Consider the following 19952-nt stretch of genomic DNA (forward strand, 5'->3'; position numbering starts at 1 on the left):
ATACGCTAACGTGGGTGCGATCACTGGGAAGCTAGGTTCAAGGCAAGAAAAAGCCCCGGCCAGCTGAGCTGACCGGGGCTTTTTTCCTTCAACCACTTAGCAACCACTTAGCGACATGGATCAATCACGTCCACATGGGTACCATGGATTCCAGCACAATCACCAGGCTCATCGCGGTGATGGTCAAAATCGATACGCCAAATACGCGTTTGGCCCAGCGTACGTCATCATCCAGACGGTAGCCGCAGATGGCCAAGTAGAGCCAGTAGCCCCCCATGGTCAGTGCGACACACAGGTAGCCAGTACCTGCCTGGCTCGCCAGTACCAAGGCTAACGAGGCGGGAATAAACGCCAAGATGTAGCCAAGGATATGATGCTTTGCGCGCTTGATACCGTGAACAACAGGCAGAACGGGAATCGAAGCGCGCTGGTAATCGGCATAGCGGAAAATCGCAATAGCGTAGGAGTGCGGCATCTGCCAGAGGCAGAAGATCAGCAGCAGAACAATCGCCCCACTGTCAAAAGTACCCGTCACCGCGCAGTATCCCACCACTGGCGGCATAGCGCCTGAAAGGCTGCCTACCACGGTGCCGTATTCAGAGTTACGCTTCATATAGAGGCTATACACCCCTACATACACGCCCCATCCAATCACGGCCAAGGCCACCGTCAATCCATTGGTGCCTAATGCCAGGCAGACCACACCACTGATACCCAGCAGCGCCGACAAACCCAATGCTTGAGTGATAGAGACGCTTCCCCTAACCAGAGGACGATGGCGCGTGCGCGCCATCAGTGCATCAATATCCCGATCAATCACGTTGTTACACGCACATCCTGAGGCGATCACTAATGCGATCCCCAACATGACCGAAGCAAACGTCACCAGATCGAATTCACCGTGCGCGGCTAGAAAGTAGCCGCCAAGGGCGGCAATCAGATTGCCGCCGATGATTCCTGGCTTGGTTAGCTCAAGCAGATCGTGCCACCGATTGGGCATGCTGGTTAGCCGATCATCATGTTGAGATGTAGATGCTGCATGATCCACAGCGAACCTCCTACCACTAGGCCGAGAATCAGCACCGTGAAGACGAAGGAAAGCATGTTCCAGCCCTCTTCAGTCTTGAAGTCCAAATGCATGAACATCACAAGCTGAACCAGAACCTGCAAGACGGCAGTTACAACGATGATTCCCACGTTCACAGGCAAGCTGAACGAACCCAGCATAACGGCGCCAAATGGAATGACAGTCAGGACCAACGACAGCACAAGACCCGTTACATAGGACTTTACGGTGCCGTGACCGGACGGTTGGCTAGAAGAACTCATACCAGCACTCCCATCAAGTAGACGAAGGAGAATACACAGATCCAGACGATATCCAGGAAGTGCCAGAACAGGCTCAAGCACAGGATACGCGGACGCGTTTTATCATTCAGACCCTTGGTCGACAGCTGAACCAGCATGACCAGAATCCAGATCATACCGAAGGTCACGTGCAGACCGTGTGTGCCTACCAGTGTAAAGAACGCTGACAGGAAGGCGCTACGATCTGGGCCGAAACCTTCATGGATCAGGTGATGGAATTCATAGATTTCCATGCCTAGGAACATCAGGCCCAGCACGAACGTAATGCCCAGCCACATTTTCACCTGACCGACACGATTGGCGTTCATCGCCAGAACGCCCATGCCGAAGGTGAAACTACTGATCAGCAGAGCAAAGGTGCCGAACAGAATCAAAGGTAGTTCAAAAATATCCGCGCCGGTCGGCCCGCCTGCCGTGCCCTTCATGAGCACGGCGTAGGTGGCGAATAGTGTTCCGAAGATCACTAAGTCGCTCATTAGGTAGACCCAGAAACCAAATACCTTGGTAGGACCGGCATCGTGGTGCTCATGCTCTTCAGCATGGGCATCGTGATGTAGGGATTCAGTAGCCATTACGCCTGGGCCTCCACACGTTGTTGATGAGCACGTTCGATTCGCTCGACCTCTGCAGCAGGTACGTAGTAATCGATATCGTCGTTAGATACCCGCATCAGGAAGCTCACCAGCATGCCGATCGCACCGAACCCAGCCAGCCACCAGATATGCCATACCATGGCGAAACCAAAAATCATCGCAAACACACTGATGATAGGGCCGGCCACCGTGTTTCTCGGCATATGGATATCGGTATAAGGCGCATCATCCAACTGCTCGTTGCCACGCTGCTTTTGCGACCAGAAGCTGTCGATATCACCAACGACGGGCAGGCGGGCAAAGTTGTAGAACGCGGGCGGGGAAGAAGCAGCCCACTCCAACGTACGACCATCCCATGGGTCGCCGGTCACATCAGCATACTTATCGCGGTTACGCACGCTTACGTAGAACTGAATAAGCGTACAAGCGATACCCGCAGCGATCAGCAATGCACCGATCAAGGCAACGATAAACCAGGGCTGCCATTCAGCGTTCGGGTATGAGTTCATGCGGCGCGCTGCACCGTAGAAGCTCAGAACATACAGCGGCATGAACGCGACGTAGAAACCGATTATCCAGCACCAGAAGGAACGCTTGCCCCACTTCTCGTCCAGCGTGAAGCCGAAGGCTTTCGGGAACCAGTAGGTCAGACCCGCCATCATGCCGAAGACCACGCCACCAACGATAACGTTATGGAAGTGAGCAATAACGAACAGACTGTTGTGCAGTACAAAGTTCGCTGCCGGCAGTGCCAGCATTACGCCGGTCATACCACCAATCGTAAAGGTGATGATGAAGCCCAGGGTCCAAAGTACCGGTGACGTCAGTTCCAGACGACCACGGAAGATAGTGAACAGCCAGTTAAACACTTTCACACCGGTCGGGATCGCGATGATCATCGTCATGATGCCGAAGAAGGCATTGACGTTGGCGCCTGCACCCATGGTGAAGAAGTGGTGCAACCAAACGATGAACGACAGCACGGTAATGGCAATTGTTGCCCACACCATGGTGTGGTAACCGAACAGACGCTTGCGAGCAAAGGTGGCAATAACTTCTGAGAACACGCCGAACGCTGGCAGAATCAGAATATAAACCTCAGGGTGACCCCACGCCCAGATAAGGTTGACGTACATCATTACGTTGCCGCCCATATCGTTCGTGAAGAAGTTCATCCCCAGGTAACGATCCAGCGTCAGCATCGCAATAGTAGCGGTCAAAATCGGGAAAGAGGCAATGATCAGTACGTTGGCGCACAGCGACGTCCAGGTAAAGATCGGCATGCGGAACAGGGTCATGCCCTTGGTACGCATTTTCAGAATAGTAACGAAGAAGTTGATACCGGTTAACGTGGTACCTATCCCGGATATCTGCAACGCCCATATCCAGTAATCGACCCCGACCCCGGGACTGTACTCTATCCCCGATAACGGCGCGTAAGCCAACCACCCTGTGGTCGCAAACTCACCCACGAACAGAGAAACGTTGATCAGCAGAGCCGACACAGCGAACAGCCAGAAACTCAGGTTGTTAAGGAACGGGAACGCAACATCGCGCGCACCGATCTGTAACGGAACAACCAAGTTCATCAGGCCGATAACCATGGGCATCGCCACGAAGAAGATCATGATAACGCCGTGGGCGGTAAAGATCTGGTCGTAGTGATCAGGCGGCAGAATGCCTGCCGAGCCACCCGCTGCTACCGCCTGCTGTACACGCATCATCAGGGCATCAGCAAAGCCACGCAGCAGCATGATCAGCGCCACGATGAAATACATGATACCAAGCTTTTTATGGTCGACTGAGGTGAACCACTCGTTCCATAGCCAGCCCCACTTACGGAAATAGGTCAACGCGCCCAACAACGCCGCGCCGCCTAGAATCCCCACGAGACCCGCTATCACCAGAATGGGCTCGTGATAAGGAATTGCTTCTAGGGTTAATTTACCGAACACGGTTACTCTCCCGCCTCATTGCTCATGGCCTGGCCATCCTCAGCCTCGCCATTCGCTTGGTTGTCGGTCGTTTGATAGGCTTCATTGCTATCGATTGCTGGTGCGCGGGGCGCATCTTGAGTGTCAGTGTCGGGGTCGCTGCCAGTATGGAAGCTGGACACCAAGCGCTCATAGAACTCAGGCGTAACGTTTGAGAAGTACTCAACAGGATGGAACGAAGAACGCTCAGCAAGCCCAGAGTATCCTTCCGGATAGCTCAGGGTTTGTGGCGACTGCGCGACTTCAGCAACCCAGGTATCAAAATCTTCATCTGATGTCACATGAGCATCGAAGATCATGCCAGAGAAGCCAGCACCGCTATAGTTGGTCGAACGACCACCGTAGGTACCGATTTCGTTGGCCTGCAGATAAACGTCGTTATCCATTCCTGCCATTGCGTAGATCTGGCTACCCAACTGAGGAATGAAGAAAGAGTTCATCACTGAACCGGAGCTCACGCGAAAACGAACAGGCGTATCTACCGGGAAGGCAACTTCATTGACCGTTGCAATGCCTTGCTCGGGATAGATGAACAGCCATTTCCAGTCGAGCGCCACAGCTTGAATTTCAAGCTCGGCCACGTCGCTTTCAAGTGCGCGGTGAGGATCAAGGTCGTGCGAACTTTTCCAGGTAATTACGCCCAAAATAGCGACGATAACCACCGGAACCAGCCAAACGATAGCTTCGATCCAGTTGGAGTGTGCCCAGTCGGGCAGGTATTCGGCCATTGTATTGCTACGGCGATAGTACCAACCAAACACTATCGTCATGACAATAACGGGGATGACCACGATCAGCATCAGGCCAAAAGAACTCAGAATTAGTGAACGCTGGGTTTCACCAATCACGCCTTTCGGGTCCATTAAGGCCGAGCTACAGCCTGCAAGCAGCAAGCATAGCGCTAGGAGCACCAAGGTGCCGGCCCTGCGCCAGTAGAAAGGTTGTTGCATGGTGCGATCTCGTCAGAGTTGCGTTACAAAACTAGCCGCCACACAGCAAGCCAAACGATATGCCATATGCCAGCTAACTAACACCCCATACCTTTCCCAAAACACTCTGCCAGCAGGGTCTGCCCTTGCTCCGGGAAAAATATGCGCTACCAGGGTAGGAAGCAGGTAGCGGATTGAGCTAACCCTCATACTAAATCAGGATCAGCACTAACGAAGGGTATTTTCCTTGGATCTAAACAACGAAGCAAAGCGACGATTTGACGCACCCAACCGCGACAGATTAGTGCGCATGTTCACAGGTAGGTAATGCTGGAGAGTGGCTAAAAATTGTGCGCCCTCGGAAGTCGGTAAGTAACTCAGACGTGCACTTATCGTTAGTAACGATAATGTCGAAATCGTTCAATGAGGCGAAGTAAGCGGGACGAATAATCCCAAATTTACTTGCGTCCACCACTAAGAAACACTGCAATGCAGAGGCAATCGCCGCCTGTTTGGGAGCAACCTCATGAAAGTGGAAGCAACTAACGCCTCGACCACAATCAACGCCCGCCGCTGAAATAAATGCTTTATTGATCCCGATACGCTCAATCGTCGCACGCATCTCATCACTACCAAACGATTGTGACGCGGCATAAAACAGCCCGCCTAATAATACTAAACGTACATTAGGCAGAGCTGACACCACCGTGGCTACGTTAAGCGCATAGGTAACCACGGTTAATTGGTTAAAACTCTTGAGCTGGCCTAAAAGCGGCATCAAGGTCGAGCCGCAGTCAATAAATAGCGTATCGCCCTCTTCGATGAAACCAGCGGCCTGTTGGCATAATGCGTGCTTTACCGGGTAGTAATTGGCCTGCTGCTCGGTTAAATCATATACCTGGGTTGCGCCAGGGTAGCTGGTCATCACCAACCGGCCACCAAGTAGCACCATAGCACTAGGCTGCGTTGTAAGGTCGCGGCGTATGGTCATTTCCGAAACACCGCATAAAATAGCGGCATCGCGTAAATGCAATGTGCCACCACTGGCCAACGCTTCTTGAAGCACGGTCAATCGCTGTGCACTGCGACCGTTCATACAAGGCATCTCCTTTGTCATTTCTTGTTGCCAGTTATGTTTATGCTGCGCGAGCGGCCATCCTCTGGCTACTCCCCTTTAGCCTCAAAACCATGCCCACTACCCTGTCACGCCTCTCCTGTGCTACGCCTCAGTGTGTTTGGGCACTTTAGATGTTGCATCACGGCCATGACATTTAAATAGCGTTGGTTAGGCTTTATTGCAATTCGGCGTTAAAAAAATAACATGCAATGTTATAATTCTAACATCCACGCCAGACCACATAATTCCAAACCCGATTAAAACCGTGGCAACTTTTTGAGGCTTACATGACCGCTCCGACTCTTATGCGCACTTCTTATCTCGCCACTCTTAGCGCTGGCGTACTAATGGCGGGTATCACCCCGGTGTTGGCAAACGACTCCCAAGCTCAGCCACTCGATAGACTGTGGTCATTTGCCAACGTCTCGGTTAACTACCTTGATTGGTCCAACGGCACCGAGCGCCGTACCGCCTCCAACGCAGCTAAAAGTGATTTCACCTATGTAGAAATTGAAGGCGGCGCGGGCTTTAGCTGGGGTGAGTTCTACGGCTTCTTCGATTTCGAGAACCCGACCAACGACCAGTTCGATGAATCGAGCGGTGGTAAAGATAACTTCCGCACGGCAGGTAAGATTACTTCGCATATTTATCTCGGTGACAGCCCGCTTTCGCTGTATGCCCACGTATACGACTTCCGCGACTACGGCTATAACGGACGCGAGCAGGATCAAATTCTAGGTCTTGGCTATCGCACTACCTTCGCAAACGGTCTATGGTTCAAACCATTCATCGGCGCAGCACGGGTGCAAAGTGATGGCTACACGGGTATGAATGGCTATATGGCTGGCTGGGTGGCGGGCTATGACTTCGCCGCGCTTGATCAGAACTTCAGTGTCACGAACTGGCACGAGCAAACGTTTGGCCGCGACGATGATTACCTGGAACAGAATTACGTGGGCGACAAGGCCGGAAGTGTGGGCACCAACGGTGCACTGAGCCTTTGGTGGCACCCGACTGACCTGATCACCACAGGCATTCAGTACCGCTACTCGGATAACAAGCTGGGTACGCCGAACGATTATCAAAACGCGATGATTTACTCCGTCAAGCTCAACTTACTTTAAACGAGCCCCCTCGCGGACTCAAAGGATCCTCATATGACACTCCTTATGAGCTTGGTTGGCATGGTCACGCTGGTGATCATCGCCCTGATCTTCTCTTATGATCGCAAGTCAATACGTCTACGTACGGTGCTGGGCGCCTTTGCCATTCAGGCAGGTATCGGTGCCTTTGTACTGTATGTGCCGTTTGGTCAGGCCGTCTTAGAAACCATTTCTGCGGGGGTAAGCCAGATACTGGTTTATGCCAATGATGGGATCGGCTTTCTATTTGGTGGCCTGGCTGACGTCGATAACGTCGGCTTTGTGTTTGCCATCAAAGTGCTGCCGGTCATCATCTTCTTCTCCTCACTGATCGCCGTGCTGTATTACCTGGGCATCATGCAGTGGGTCATCCGCATTCTGGGTGGCGCGCTGCAAAAAGCACTGGGTACTTCGCGCACCGAGTCGCTTTCTGCTACGGCCAACATCTTTGTAGGCCAGACCGAAGCCCCGCTGGTGGTTCGTCCCTTTATTGCCCGCATGACGCCCTCACAGCTATTTGCGGTGATGTGTGGTGGTCTGGCATCCGTAGCAGGCTCCGTACTGGCAGGCTATGCCGCGCTGGGCATTCCCATGGAATACCTGGTAGCCGCTTCCTTTATGGCAGCCCCTGGCGGCTTGCTGTTTGCCAAGCTGATCATGCCGGAAACCCAGGATGCGACCGACAGCGACAGCATCACCAAGGTTGAAGAAGAGCTTCAAGAGCTTGACAACAAACCCGCTAACGTACTGGACGCTGCCGCATCGGGCGCCACCTCCGGCCTGATGCTGGCTGCCAACGTTGGCGCCATGCTGCTGGCCTTTATTGCCTTGATCGCATTGGTCAACGGTATTTTAGGCGGCGTTGGCGGCTGGTTTGGGTTTGAGTCGCTGAGCCTTGAGATGATTCTGGGCTGGCTGTTTGCGCCGCTGGCGTTCCTACTTGGCGTACCGTGGTCTGAAGCAACGCTTGCTGGTTCGTTTATCGGCCAGAAGCTGGTCGTCAACGAGTTCGTTGCCTTTATTAACCTTGCGCCCTACATCGATGGGGAACAAGTAGTGGCCGCGACAGGTCAGTTGATGACGCCTCACACCATGGCCATCCTGTCGTTTGCTCTATGCGGCTTTGCCAACTTGTCATCTATCGCTATTTTGTTGGGCGGCCTGGGCAGTATTGCACCGACGCGTCGTGCTGAGATTGCCCGCTTTGGAGTAAAAGCCGTGCTGGCCGGTACTTTATCCAATTTAATGTCTGCCACCATTGCTGGTTTCTTTATCTCGTTAAGTAATCTAACCAGCTAACCCCTAAGAGCTTAAGCGCGAAGTTGAGCGCTTAAGCTCCAGCGTACCGGGCACTGCGATTTATACTTGCAGTGCCCGTTTATCTTTTCCTGATTTGAGAGAACGTCATGACCGCTTCCACTTCGACTGGCCCTAACCATGCTGACCAACAGGCTGCCCGCCACGCGTTAGCCCTGATGGATTTAACCAGCTTAAACGACAGCGACACCGACGCGACCATTGAAGCTCTTTGTCAGCAGCTTAAAACGCCTTACGGCAACCCGGCAGCCGTATGCGTCTATCCGCAATTCATCGTTACCGCCCAGCGTGCGCTTACTGCGCACAAATTAAACGAGCTGGTGAAAATCGCGACGGTTACCAACTTCCCGAATGGCGGCGAGGACATCATGGCTGCCGCCCGTGAAACCCGCGATGCGGTTGCCTCGGGCGCTCATGAAGTTGATGTGGTTTTCCCTTACCGCGCACTCATCGCGGGCGACGAAGAGACAGGCCTTGAGCTGGTTGAAATGTGCAAAGCGGCTTGTGCGGGTCAGGCCCTGCTGAAAGTCATTATTGAGACAGGCGAGCTCAAGGAGCCAGCGCTTATCAAACGCGCCAGCGAGCTTGCCATTGAAGGCGGCGCCGACTTTATTAAAACCTCTACCGGCAAAGTGGCTACCAACGCTACGCTTGAAGCCGCAGAGATTATGCTGAACGCGATTAAGGCAAGCGGCAAAGACGTGGGCTTTAAAGCCGCAGGCGGCGTGCGCACCACACAAGAAGCCGCTGAGTACTTAGCGCTTGCAAGTAAGATCATGGGCAGCGCCTGGGTAACGCCTGCGCACTTTCGCTTTGGCGCCTCGAGCCTTTTAGCCAATTTACTGAACACACTGGGCGGCGTGGAAAGCGCGGCACTACAAGGAGGCTATTAATATGCTCCCGCAGGAACTGATTCGTTTAAAGCGTGATGGCAACCCACTGGCAGCAGCGGATATCAAAACCTTTATCCAAGGCATTGCCGATGACCGCATCAGCGACGCTCAGATTGGCGCCTTCACCATGGCGGTATTTCTTAACGGCATGAGCCGTGAAGAAGTGGTCGCGCTGACCACTGCTACGCGTGATTCCGGTCACGTCATGCAGTGGGATTCGCTCAACCTGCCTGGACCGGTGGTCGACAAGCACTCCACCGGCGGCGTGGGTGATCTGGTGTCGCTGGTACTCGGCCCGTGGGTCGCCGCATGTGGCGCCTTTGTACCCATGATTTCAGGCCGTGGCCTTGGCCATACCGGCGGTACGCTGGATAAGCTTGAGTCGATCCCCGGCTACGACCCCTACCCTGCTCCTGAGCGCTTTGGTGATGTAGTGAAATCCACCGGCGTGGCGATCATCGGCCAGACCGGCAACCTGGCACCGGCGGATAAGCGTATTTACGGCGTGCGCGACGTCACCGCGACGGTTGAATCCATTCCGCTGATTACCGCGTCCATTCTGGGTAAAAAGCTTGCCTCCGGCCTTGATGCGCTGGTCATGGATGTCAAAGTCGGCAGTGGCGCATTTATGCCCACCACCGAAAAATCCCACGAGCTTGCCAAAAGCATCGCCTCGGTGGCCACCCATGCCGGTACACCGACAACCGCACTTCTCACCGACATGAGCCAGCCGCTGGCACCGTGCGCGGGCAACGCAGTTGAAATCATCGAGACGCTGGAGCTGCTGCGTGGCGAGCGCCCCAACAGCCGCGTGATGCAGGTTACCCGTGAGCTGGCGGTAGAAATGCTCATGGCGGGCAAACTGGCCAAGAGCCGTGAAGACGCCCTGAGCCAGCTTGAAAAAGCCCTGACCTCGGGTGCCGCAGCCGAAGTATTCGCGCGCATGGTGCGTGAACTGGGCGGCCCGGGTGATTTTATGGAGCGCTCTGACAGCTACCTTGCCAAGGCCAACGTGGTCAAGCCCGTGTATGCCGAACAGTCGGGCAATGTGCTGCGCATCGATACCCGCGCAGTGGGCATGAGCGTGGTGGAACTGGGCGGTGGTCGCCTGCGTAACGATGCCAGTATCGATCATAGCGTGGGTTTCAGTGCGATTGCCGAGCTGGGCACCCAGGTGGATAACCAGCAGCCGCTGGCCTTCGTTCACGCGCGTAGCGATGAAGAAGCTGACCGCGCCGCTGCCCAGCTGCGTGCTGCCATCACTATTGGCGCGGGTGAAGCGACGATTGATTCACTGCTTCAAGAAACCTATCGCGGTGAAGCGCTTTAATTAGCACCGTCTGACGAGGAAAACGCCATGAAACGTGCAATTGTGCTGGTACTAGACTCCTTCGGCATTGGCAGCGCCGCCGATGCCGCCGCCTTTGGCGATGAAGGCTCGGACACCCTGGGCCATATCGCCACCGCCTGTGCGCGTGGCGAAGCCGATACGGCTGAACGCTCAGGCCCCTTGAAGCTGCCCAACATGGCCAAATTGGGTCTGTTTCACGCCCACCGGGATAGCACCGGCGCGGTTGCCGAAGGCGTTGCCCTGCCCGAGGTGCTAGAAGGCGCCTACGCCCACGCCCAGGAAATTTCCAGCGGCAAGGACACCCCATCCGGCCACTGGGAAATCGCTGGCGTGCCGGTACGTTTTGACTGGGGCTACTTCAGCGACAAGACCGAAAGCTTTCCACAAGAGCTACTGGACAAGATTGTTCAGGCAGCCGATCTGCCCGGCGTGATCGGCAACTGTCACGCCTCGGGCACCGAGATTATCGCCCGCCTGGGTGACGAGCATGTGCAGACCGGCAAACCGATTGTGTATACCTCGGCGGATTCGGTCTTCCAGATTGCCGCTCATGAAGAACACTTTGGCCTGGATCGCCTTTATGCGCTGTGCGAAACCGTGCGCGAGCTTTTAGAGCCTTACAACATCGGCCGGGTGATTGCCCGTCCGTTCATGGGTGAAGACAGCGCAAGCTTTGCGCGTACCGGCAACCGTCGCGATTACAGCGTTGAGCCGCCCTCGCCCACCGTATTGCAAAAGCTCGCCGATGCCGGTGGTGAAATGGTATCGATTGGCAAGATTGCCGATATATACGCCCACTGCGGCATTACTCACAAGGTTAAAGCCAGCGGCCACGACGCGCTGATGGACGCGACGCTGGGCGAAGTGGCGCGTACCGCCGCTGAAACCAGCGACCGCCCGACCATGATCATGACCAACTTTGTCGATTTCGACTCGGTCTACGGCCATCGTCGTGACGTGCCGGGCTACGCGGCCGCCCTCGAGCATTTTGACGCCCGCCTGCCGGAGCTTCTCGCCGCGTTGAATAACGACGATCTGCTGATTCTTACCGCTGATCACGGCTGCGACCCAAGCTGGGAAGGCACCGAACACACGCGTGAATACATCCCGGTGATGGTCAGCGGTGCCGGGTTCGCGCCAGGGCCGATGGGCGCACGCGATACGTTTGCCGATATTGGCCAGACGCTGGCGGATTACTTCGCCCTCCCGGCGATGGACGATGGTAAAAGCTTTCTATCTTATGCTGCCTGATGGCGCCATTTAAAAAGACATAAGGAAACCACATGGCTACTCCGCACATTAATGCTGAACAGGGTGATTTCGCGGATACGGTATTGATGCCCGGCGACCCGCTGCGCGCCAAGTACATTGCCGAGACCTACCTTGACGACGTGCGTCAGGTGAATGACGTGCGCGGCATGCTGGGCTATACCGGCACCTATAAAGGTCGCAAAATTTCCGTGATGGGCCACGGCATGGGCATTCCGTCAGTGTCCATCTATGCCAAAGAGCTGATTACCGATTACGGCGTGAAGTCGATTATTCGCGTAGGCTCCTGCGGCGCGGTACGCGACGACGTTAACGTTCGCGATGTGGTGATCGGCATGGGCGCGTGCACCGATTCCAAGGTGAATCGCATGCGCTTTAACGACCACGACTTTGCCGCGATTGCGGATTTTGAGCTGACAAGCCACGCCGTGGCCGCCGCCAAGGCGCAAAACGTGCCGGTGAAAGTAGGTAACATCTTCTCCGCTGACCTGTTCTACAACCCGCAGACCGACATGGCCGAGCTGATGAAGCGCTACGGCATTGTAGGTGTCGAGATGGAAGCTGCCGGCCTTTACGGCGTTGCCGCCGAGTTCGGTGCCCGCGCGCTGACCATCTGCACCGTATCGGATCATATTTTGAAAGGTGAAGCGCTCTCCAGCGCCGATCGTCAAACCACCTTCAACGATATGATGATCATCGCGCTGGATACGGTCCTGCGTGATGACGCCGCCAACGCCTAAGTGGGTCAACAATGCTTAAGTGGGTTAAACCGAGGAATCATCTATGAGCCAAGCAGACTCTGCTCTGGTCAACACGCTGCTTGATGCATTGAATAATGCCTACGTTCCGTACTCCGACCACCCGGTGGCATCCATCATGGAGTGCCCGGACGGCCAGCAGTTCGTAGGCGCTAACGTCGAAGTCGCCCATTACAAAGGGCTGTGTGCGGAAGCATCGGCCATTAGCGCGATGGTCACCGCTGGCCAGCGCGAGCTTGCCAAGGTGTATGTGATGGGCCCGGGCGAGCACCTGTGCACGCCCTGTGGCGACTGCCGTCAGCGTATTCGTGAGTTCGCCACTCCCGATACGCAAATCATGGTCATCTCCCGCCAGGGCGAGGTGCTCAAGACCTACACCATGGAAACTCTGCTTCCAGACGCCTTTGGCCCCGAGCAACTGCCTCAGCGCTAAACAGCCTTCGGTTGCACCAGGCTGGCTATCACCTAAACCGCCGTCTTCATGACAGCGGTTTTTTTATTGCCTTGAGAACCATATCTGCGGCGCTGGCCTCGCCTAACAATTCCTCGTACCCTGTAAGCCACTTCATTTCGCGTGAACTGTATGCCTACTCATCAAGGAGAACGTAATGGCGGCTCTACTACCCAACGTCGACCCCACTGGACTACTCGAATACTCAGTGGTTTATACCGACCGTTCGCTCAACCATATGTCGCAACAGTTCCAAGGCGTGATGCGCGATATTTCGGCCACGCTGAAAGAAGTCTATAACGCGCACTCGACGGCCATTGTTCCGGGCAGTGGGACGTTTGGCATGGAAGCGGTCGCACGTCAGTTCGCCCTGGACCAGAACACTCTGGTGATTCGTAACGGCTGGTTTAGCTATCGCTGGACGCAGATTATCGAAATGGGCCGTTTAACCGACCAGCACACGGTGCTCAAAGCGCGCCGCGTGACTGACGATGATCCGCAGTCGCCGTTTATGCCCGTACCCGCTGAAGAAGCCGCCGAGCGTATCCGCCAGGAAAAACCCGCCGTGGTGTTTGCCCCGCAGGTCGAAACGTCTGCGGGTTTACTGCTGCCCGATGACTACATTCGCACCGTGGCGCAAGCGACGCGCGAAGCGGGCGGTCTTTTTGTACTGGACGCCATTGCCGCAGGCACGCTGTGGGTGGATATGCAGGATTTGGGCATCGACGTGGTGGTCAGCGCTCCGCAAAAAGGTTGGAGCGGCTCACCATGCTGCGCCATGGTCATGCTTTCCGAGCGCGCCACACAGCGCTTGAGCGAAACGCAAAGCAATAGTTTCGCGTGTGACTTGGCCAAATGGCACGCCATCATGCAGGCCTACGAAAACGGTGGCCACGCCTACCACGCCACCATGCCAACGGATGCCTTGCGCCAGCTACGCGATATCATGCAGGAGACTCGTGAATACGGCTTTGCCAAAGTGAAGCAAGAACAGCAGGCCATTGGTCAGGGCGTTCGGGACATGCTTGCACGCCACGGGTTTATCAGCGTTGCCGCCGAAGGTTATGAAGCCCCGGGGGTCGTAGTAAGTTACACCAGTGATGCCGGGCTTGTGGGCAAGTTTGCCCAGGCGGGTATTCAGGTAGCGGGCGGCGTACCGCTTATGGTGGATGAAGGCGATAACTTCCAGACCTTCCGCATCGGCCTTTTCGGCTTGGATAAGCTTCACCACACGCAACGCAGTGTGGATAACCTGGAACAGGCGATCAATTCACTAAGCTAGTCATACGCTTGATCGGCCCTATAGGCCACCCTAAAACCGCCGCTTGCAGGCGGTTTTAGGGTATCCCGCTCGACTCAATGCGCTGGGTCTATAGCAGTACTGCTCTCCGCTACCTTTTCAACGTCAACAATGCCCGAGCGGCCGACGACGACTTTCCAGCGCGCTAAATACGGCGTGTCTTCGCTTCCCGTCTCGCGCACAATCAGATTAAATAAGTGACGCCGTTCGACGCTTTCGCGCACTGATTGCCCATCTTTTAAGCGATAGATATGGTGCTTCTCTTTGCTCATCAAACGCGTCAACATCAAAAGATCAATATGCAGCGTTTCTCGGGTGTGCTCGTAGCCACTTAAAAACCGGGTGGGCGACATCCGCGAGCTGGAGCGATAGTGCAGCACAATTTCCTCACGCTGAGCGACCGTGCGCCTGCGCATCTGCTGAACATCTGCATCCAACGCGGCATAGCGCTTGTAGTCAAACCACTCAAGCTGACGACCGACGACCGAATTACGCGTAGGATCTTCGTATTGGCGACGCCACTTTGGCCGACCGCGCCGTAACAAGCGCCAGAGCGTATTGCGCAAGTCGTCTTTAAACACCTCGCGCATGGCATAGAGTAACGCCATGGCCAGTACGAACAGTGCGGTGATATCGCCCACCACTTCACGCACCCGCAAGACCCCAAGCGTTACGCAGGCCATCACGACGGCGGTAGCAATGGCTTTGACCGCCTTTTGCTCACCGCTGCCCAGCTCAAGGGATGTCTGTTTCAGCGTAATCGGGTATTCGATCAACCGCCGCAGCAGGCGCATCTTGTTTGACATGCGGGTGGGGTCCGCCATAACGCGCTCGGCGTTGTACTGCTGTTCACGCCGGTACTCGCTTTCGCCTTCGCATACGCTGATATAGCGCCGCTTTATCTCACTGAACTCCCCACCGCGCGGCATATGAGCAACCAACGCGAGCAGCTGCTGCTCGGTAAACCACGATAGGTAATTGTCGATATTGGCAAAATACTTATAAAGGCTCTCATCGGTGGGTTGGTTACGCCGCATCCTTTTTAGGATCCCTTCACTCAAATCCTGTGTTTCGTATAGCTGCGCGCACAGCTCGTCGCTAAGCTCTTGAACATCCTTGGACTCTTTTTGCCTTTCTTCACGCAGCTTGCGTTCACTTACCAGCATTTTCTGAGTGGTGCGCTCCATCGCCACCACATACTGGTAGGCATACAGGCTCAAGCTTAATCGATAAGGCTCGCTGCCCAACTGATTACGGCTGGCAAGCCGACTCTGCACAAGCGGCAAGTGGTGGGCGTCACTATAGTAAGTCCGAGAGACGCTAATCGAAGCGTGATAAAATGCCTCTTCAGAGATAACATGCGTGTTTAGGCCCAACTCGCCGGGTACAAAAAGATAGACGTCAAGCCTATGCGATGTCTCTTCCTTGAGCCGCCGGGTGAGGCGCAGCTGGTAGCTGTTTTTACGCTCAACGCTGATCACCTGAACAATCTCCTACGTCATTGCCTATCGCGATGATATACCATGACACCCATCATCATGATGATCCGCTCTTTGCGGTTATGATTCACCTCTTCGCCTTTGGAGCCAGGGAATGTCCATTGCCCGTTTTTCTCCCTTTGAGCTGCTGCTTTTAAAAAGCCGCAGCCAAGTGGATACGGCAAAGCTACTGGTATTAGCTTGGGTATTGGCACACCGTCAACACGTGTCGGAGGGCCAGCGGCGGCGCCGTTTAGCCCAGATATCCGCACAGTTTCGCCATGGGCATGAGCTGGGACCTGTTATGCATATCGCTCAGCAGCAGGATTTGCTAGCAATTCAACTGGCCGCTGAAGTCATTCGCAAAGAGTGCTCTCAAGAGCATAGCGTGAGTGTGATGCATCAGGCTATTACGCTCGCAACAGACAGTGGCGAACTTTCGCTGGCCAATCATTACATCTTGCGTTTTCTGGCGGACTTACTCAACGTTGCCCCCACCACGCTAAGTACGCTGTTTCAGGAGCTGACAGGGCAGCCGTTGGCCAGGCCAGAGGACCCCAGTCGCGATGCCTACTGGCGAGTACACGACGCCGAGTACTATGCCCAGCAGGCCCGCGAAGCCGAGGCTCATGCCGCGCAGCAGGAAAAAGAAAAAAAGCGCCAGCAGGAAGAGGCTCAGCGGGCGCATGCGCAAGCCCAGGAAAAAGCCGAACGCGAAAAAGCCCGTCAACACCAAGAGTCTGCTCAGCGTCAAAGACAGTATGAGCGGGCAAGGCAACAGCGCAGCTCGCAGTATGGTCAGCAGCGGACAGCGCCCCCACCTGATCGCACCACTCGTGCGCTTGCTGTCTTGGGATTAACTCCCGGGGTTAGCCAAACTGAAATACGCCGCGCCTACCGGCGTATGGCACAGCTCAATCACCCTGACCGTTTCTATACTGGGAGTGAGCAACAAATTGCGCTCGCTTCGGCGCGTTTTCAACGGATCAAAAGCGCCTATGATTACTTAATGCAAAATTATCTATAAAAATGACCTATAAAAATGGTCTATAAATACTTTCCTTAAAAACTATCTGTAACAACTATCTGTAAACACTATCTTTAAACACTATCCATAAAAACTATCTACAAGAACCGATCTCTCTATGCGTGATTTGTACCAACGCCTTAGCGTCTCGCCGCAGGCAAGTGATGAAGAGCTACAGCAAGCCGTGGCCCGCTGCCCCAACAGCGCCCTACGCCAGGATGCAGAGGCCGTTTTTGCGGTGGAGAAAAGGCGCAAAGATTACGATCAGGCCCACGCGACGCTTAACGATATCGGCCAGCTGCGCGCCCGGCTGGGGCTAACCCACGGCGCACACTGGCAAGGCGATGTCGCCAATGATTTTTCGCGTTTACCGGATCAAACAGCCTCCCGTCATGATGAGCTGGTCGACCGTGTCAGCCACGCCGTAGGGCTCCACAACCGCTGGCGTGGCCTGCGTGGCGCGGGATTACTCATCGCCACTTTCATCATTGGCACAGGCGTCGGCATTGCCGTGGGGATCGCCCTGAGCCAAACGCTAGGTACGTGAGGCAGGCACGTTACGCTCACGCTCATCGCGCTTTACTTCTGCCTGGGTAGGCCGTGGAGCCGGTTTAGGCGGCTCGGGCTTTTTCTTGGATTGATCCTCAGCATCTGACGTTTGCGCATCGCCAAACGAGAGATCAGTGCCTTCAGTAGGCTCCATGCGGTCTTCTGAGCGTGCTTCCATACTGACACTGAGACGCGGCACGCCCAGATCGATTGACTGCTCTTCCATCCGCTGTTTTAGCAGCAGATTAAACGCCCGTGAAACATCCCACTGCATCTCTGGCGCGGTGCGAAAACGCATCCGCAATACCGGGCAGCCTTCTTCAAATCCCTGCACGCCCTGCATTTCCAGCGGCGACCAGATGTAATGGCGCATCATCGGATCTTTGCGCAATTCCTGCGCGGTTTCCTGCATCAGCGTAATCGCATCATCAATTTTCATATCATACGGAATACGGATCCGCATCAGAGCGATACCGAACTGGCGCGACATGTTATGGATCGACTCAATACGGCTGAAGGTAATGATATGCACGACGCCGTCTAAGTCGCGTAGCCGCACGGTGCGCAGCGTAAGGCCTTCTACCGTGCCCATGTGGTTGTTGATACGTACGAAATCATCTACCGCCAGCGAATCTTCAATCAGAATAAAAATACCGGTAATCAAATCCTGAACCAGGGTCTGGGCGCCGAAACCAATTGCCAGACCGATCACACCGGCACCCGCCAACAGCGGCGTAACGTTAACCCCTAAATTGGCAAGCCCGGCAATGAATGCGATGATCAATATGGTCACAAAAATCACGTTGCGAATCATCGGCGTGATGGTCTGCGCACGCGCCTGATTCACCCGCCGTCCACGTGCGCGAACGGAAGAGGTCAGCGCACGCTGAATCGCCGTATCGGCAAATATCCACACCAGCCAGGCAAGCAGGACGGTCGCGCCCAAACTAACCAGTGCCTGACCAATACGCGAGCTGGCAACAGCCTGCTGGCCAATACCAAACAGCGAACCTCCCCAGACCTGCATGGAAAGCTCGGCAAACACCATCCATGAGCAGATATGCGCCAACACAAAACCAAACCGCTCCAGACGTTTACGGTATTGGCTATAGCGGTGGCGATGGCGCCGCTTGTACATACGAGCCGCCTGACGTCTTAGTAGCCCCGTTATTACCAGCGTTAATACCAGCAGGCTGGCGGAAATAATCGAACGAGCAAGCGCGGTGCCCACATCGCCCACGGTAATAAAGATAGCCAGCAACGAGCCACCGACTAACAGCAACGCCGGTATATGCCAAAGCCCACCCAGGGCGCGAATCATTTCTACCGCCCCGTTGGCATCGCGACGCTGTTTATAGGGGCGGTTACAAATGAGATGACGCACAGGACGCTTAAACTTAATAATAAAGCGCGCCGACAGCAGCGCGGCCAGCATGTTGGCGAGCACCGACACCAAGCCTGCAAGTTCACCGCCCAATAGCTCCACCAAACGGGTGGAGTTAACCGCATCACCCAGCGCAATCAAAGCACCTATCACAAACAGCCCGCGCAAGGCGCGCTGCTGTAGCACCTGAACCGCGGTAAAGCGATGGCCACGGCTAAAGAAGGCGATGACTGTTTCAAATACCACCGAGAGTGCACGCCCGCACAGACAAATATAGGCAACCACCAGCACCAGCGTCCTGCCGGGGCTGTAAGGCAGTAGCTGACCGATGCCAAGCGTAATCGCAAAGGCTAGCGCCCAAGGCAGCATACGGCGTAAAAAGTGCGCCGCAAGTAGCCATGCCTTGGGGTCACGGGGCAAATCCAGCGGCCAGTTTCGGCGGTTCGCCACCAGCCGCCCGAAAGCAATCATCACGACCAACAGTGTGATCCAAATAATGGCCAAAATAGTGCTATCGATCACCGCACGCAGCGCCGCCCCTTGGCCTGCGCCATCGTTAAGGGCGCGTAGATCGGCCGCCCCCTGCACTAGCTGCCGCGACCACTCGTCGATAGGCGAGTCGCCAGCCTGGGCCTGCTCACCGATATCGGTCAGCGTGTCGGCAAGCGCTCCTAAAAGCCCCTGACGCGTCCCGGTGTCTTCTTCAGCGGCATCGGCCGTTACCTGTAGCTCACGCAGAGAACCCAAGAGCTCGGTACGCCGCTCTTCGTTTTCAAGCATGGAAATGACGTCATTGAGGGAGCTTTGAAACTCCTCGCTGCTAACATTCACTTCATCACTGGGTTCTCCCGCTAAGCTGGGTAGTGAGACGCTCTGCGCCTGAGCCTGGGTCGCCATTACGCTAACCAGTACCGTCAAAACGACGCTGATGACAGTGTTGATTATCCAGTGCTGTCGCACGTCTTGCTCCCAAAATGGATTAGTAGATGACACCGTGTTTGCTAATACTCACTTCACGGCATACGCTCAGCC

17 protein-coding genes and 1 pseudogene are annotated in these 19952 nt (G+C 55.2%); 10 read left to right on the forward strand and 8 right to left on the reverse strand.

What is annotated here, in order from left to right:
• Positions 1-124: 124 nt before the first annotated feature.
• The 6 genes from cyoE to INT33_RS10755 form a co-directional block, all read right to left on the reverse strand.
• Positions 125-1048: a heme o synthase gene (cyoE, locus tag INT33_RS10730; RefSeq protein ID WP_026285844.1), complete on the reverse strand. Its 924-nt coding sequence runs from the start codon at positions 1046-1048 to the stop codon at positions 125-127.
• Complete coding sequence (gene cyoD / locus INT33_RS10735) at positions 1006-1329, reverse strand: cytochrome o ubiquinol oxidase subunit IV (protein WP_192538038.1); 324 nt, start codon at positions 1327-1329, stop codon at positions 1006-1008. The genes cyoE and cyoD overlap by 43 nt, the downstream gene beginning before the upstream one ends.
• A complete protein-coding gene (gene cyoC / locus INT33_RS10740) occupies positions 1326-1940 on the reverse strand; it encodes a cytochrome o ubiquinol oxidase subunit III (protein ID WP_018919032.1) in 615 nt (204 codons plus the stop codon). Before cyoC ends, cyoD begins: the two co-directional genes overlap by 4 nt.
• The gene (gene cyoB, locus INT33_RS10745) at positions 1940-3916 is read right to left on the reverse strand and encodes a cytochrome o ubiquinol oxidase subunit I (protein ID WP_192538037.1); all 1977 of its coding nucleotides are present in this window, start codon (positions 3914-3916) and stop codon (positions 1940-1942) included. The genes cyoC and cyoB overlap by 1 nt, the downstream gene beginning before the upstream one ends.
• A 2-nt stretch (positions 3917-3918) precedes the next feature.
• Entirely contained in the window at positions 3919-4905 is a 987-nt protein-coding gene (cyoA, locus tag INT33_RS10750; protein WP_192538036.1) for a ubiquinol oxidase subunit II, read from the reverse strand.
• Between the two features lie 280 nt (positions 4906-5185).
• On the reverse strand, positions 5186-5980 hold the full coding sequence (locus INT33_RS10755; protein ID WP_192538035.1) for a DeoR/GlpR family DNA-binding transcription regulator: 795 nt from the start codon (positions 5978-5980) through the stop codon (positions 5186-5188).
• A gap of 368 nt (positions 5981-6348) precedes the next feature.
• Between INT33_RS10755 and INT33_RS10760 the strand changes: the two genes are divergently transcribed.
• From INT33_RS10760 to INT33_RS10795, 8 genes are all read left to right on the forward strand, one after another.
• On the forward strand, positions 6349-7125 hold the full coding sequence (locus INT33_RS10760; RefSeq protein ID WP_407648090.1) for an outer membrane protein OmpK: 777 nt from the start codon (positions 6349-6351) through the stop codon (positions 7123-7125).
• 33 nt (positions 7126-7158) lie between these two features.
• Positions 7159-8442 carry a NupC/NupG family nucleoside CNT transporter gene (locus INT33_RS10765; protein WP_192538033.1) on the forward strand — a complete coding sequence of 428 codons (1284 nt, stop codon included), beginning with the start codon at positions 7159-7161 and terminating at the stop codon, positions 8440-8442.
• A 107-nt stretch (positions 8443-8549) separates the two neighbouring features.
• On the forward strand, positions 8550-9353 hold the full coding sequence (gene deoC, locus INT33_RS10770) for a deoxyribose-phosphate aldolase (protein WP_192538032.1): 804 nt from the start codon (positions 8550-8552) through the stop codon (positions 9351-9353).
• Between the two features lies 1 nt (position 9354).
• Positions 9355-10683 (forward strand): thymidine phosphorylase, encoded by a 1329-nt coding sequence (gene deoA / locus INT33_RS10775; RefSeq protein ID WP_192538031.1) that lies wholly within the window; start codon positions 9355-9357, stop codon positions 10681-10683.
• Between the two features lie 27 nt (positions 10684-10710).
• Positions 10711-11955, forward strand: a complete 1245-nt coding sequence (locus tag INT33_RS10780; RefSeq protein ID WP_192538030.1) for a phosphopentomutase — start codon at positions 10711-10713, stop codon at positions 11953-11955.
• Between the two features lie 32 nt (positions 11956-11987).
• Positions 11988-12713 (forward strand): purine-nucleoside phosphorylase, encoded by a 726-nt coding sequence (gene deoD, locus INT33_RS10785; protein WP_018919041.1) that lies wholly within the window; start codon positions 11988-11990, stop codon positions 12711-12713.
• Positions 12714-12756: 43 nt separating this feature from the next.
• Entirely contained in the window at positions 12757-13164 is a 408-nt protein-coding gene (cdd, locus tag INT33_RS10790; RefSeq protein WP_018919042.1) for a cytidine deaminase, read from the forward strand.
• Positions 13165-13339: 175 nt separating this feature from the next.
• On the forward strand, positions 13340-14464 hold the full coding sequence (locus INT33_RS10795; protein WP_192538029.1) for an aminotransferase class V-fold PLP-dependent enzyme: 1125 nt from the start codon (positions 13340-13342) through the stop codon (positions 14462-14464).
• 74 nt (positions 14465-14538) lie between these two features.
• On the opposite strand, the gene INT33_RS10800 is transcribed toward INT33_RS10795, so the two are convergent.
• Positions 14539-15963, reverse strand: coding sequence for a hypothetical protein (locus tag INT33_RS10800; RefSeq protein ID WP_192538028.1), 1425 nt, complete (start codon positions 15961-15963; stop codon positions 14539-14541).
• Positions 15964-16075: 112 nt separating this feature from the next.
• On the opposite strand from INT33_RS10800, the gene INT33_RS10805 reads away from it, so the two are divergent.
• Positions 16076-16987, forward strand: a complete 912-nt coding sequence (locus INT33_RS10805; RefSeq protein WP_192538027.1) for a DnaJ domain-containing protein — start codon at positions 16076-16078, stop codon at positions 16985-16987.
• A gap of 118 nt (positions 16988-17105) precedes the next feature.
• Positions 17106-17534 (forward strand): hypothetical protein, encoded by a 429-nt coding sequence (locus tag INT33_RS10810; RefSeq protein WP_192538026.1) that lies wholly within the window; start codon positions 17106-17108, stop codon positions 17532-17534.
• Here INT33_RS10810 and INT33_RS10815 read toward each other — a convergent pair.
• Positions 17454-19880: pseudogene (locus INT33_RS10815) on the reverse strand (mechanosensitive ion channel family protein). The gene INT33_RS10810 and the pseudogene INT33_RS10815 sit on opposite strands and share 81 nt — an antisense overlap.
• Positions 19881-19952 lie beyond the last annotated feature (72 nt).

This window comes from Halomonas colorata, from assembly GCF_014897985.1.
GTDB lineage: Bacteria > Pseudomonadota > Gammaproteobacteria > Pseudomonadales > Halomonadaceae > Vreelandella > Vreelandella colorata.

Bases quoted from the DNA above. Each gene is read 5' to 3' on its own strand.
- cyoD (WP_192538038.1), bottom strand. From the start codon at position 1,329: ATGAGTTCTTCTAGCCAACCGTCCGGTCACGGCACCGTAAAGTCCTAT.
- cyoC (WP_018919032.1), bottom strand. From the start codon at position 1,940: ATGGCTACTGAATCCCTACATCACGATGCCCATGCTGAAGAGCATGAG.
- cyoA (WP_192538036.1), bottom strand. From the start codon at position 4,905: ATGCAACAACCTTTCTACTGGCGCAGGGCCGGCACCTTGGTGCTCCTA.
- INT33_RS10755 (WP_192538035.1), bottom strand. From the start codon at position 5,980: ATGAACGGTCGCAGTGCACAGCGATTGACCGTGCTTCAAGAAGCGTTG.
- INT33_RS10760 (WP_407648090.1), top strand. From the start codon at position 6,349: ATGGCGGGTATCACCCCGGTGTTGGCAAACGACTCCCAAGCTCAGCCA.
- INT33_RS10765 (WP_192538033.1), top strand. From the start codon at position 7,159: ATGACACTCCTTATGAGCTTGGTTGGCATGGTCACGCTGGTGATCATC.
- deoC (WP_192538032.1), top strand. From the start codon at position 8,550: ATGACCGCTTCCACTTCGACTGGCCCTAACCATGCTGACCAACAGGCT.
- deoA (WP_192538031.1), top strand. From the start codon at position 9,355: ATGCTCCCGCAGGAACTGATTCGTTTAAAGCGTGATGGCAACCCACTG.
- INT33_RS10780 (WP_192538030.1), top strand. From the start codon at position 10,711: ATGAAACGTGCAATTGTGCTGGTACTAGACTCCTTCGGCATTGGCAGC.
- deoD (WP_018919041.1), top strand. From the start codon at position 11,988: ATGGCTACTCCGCACATTAATGCTGAACAGGGTGATTTCGCGGATACG.
- cdd (WP_018919042.1), top strand. From the start codon at position 12,757: ATGAGCCAAGCAGACTCTGCTCTGGTCAACACGCTGCTTGATGCATTG.
- INT33_RS10795 (WP_192538029.1), top strand. From the start codon at position 13,340: ATGGCGGCTCTACTACCCAACGTCGACCCCACTGGACTACTCGAATAC.
- INT33_RS10805 (WP_192538027.1), top strand. From the start codon at position 16,076: ATGTCCATTGCCCGTTTTTCTCCCTTTGAGCTGCTGCTTTTAAAAAGC.
- INT33_RS10810 (WP_192538026.1), top strand. From the start codon at position 17,106: ATGCGTGATTTGTACCAACGCCTTAGCGTCTCGCCGCAGGCAAGTGAT.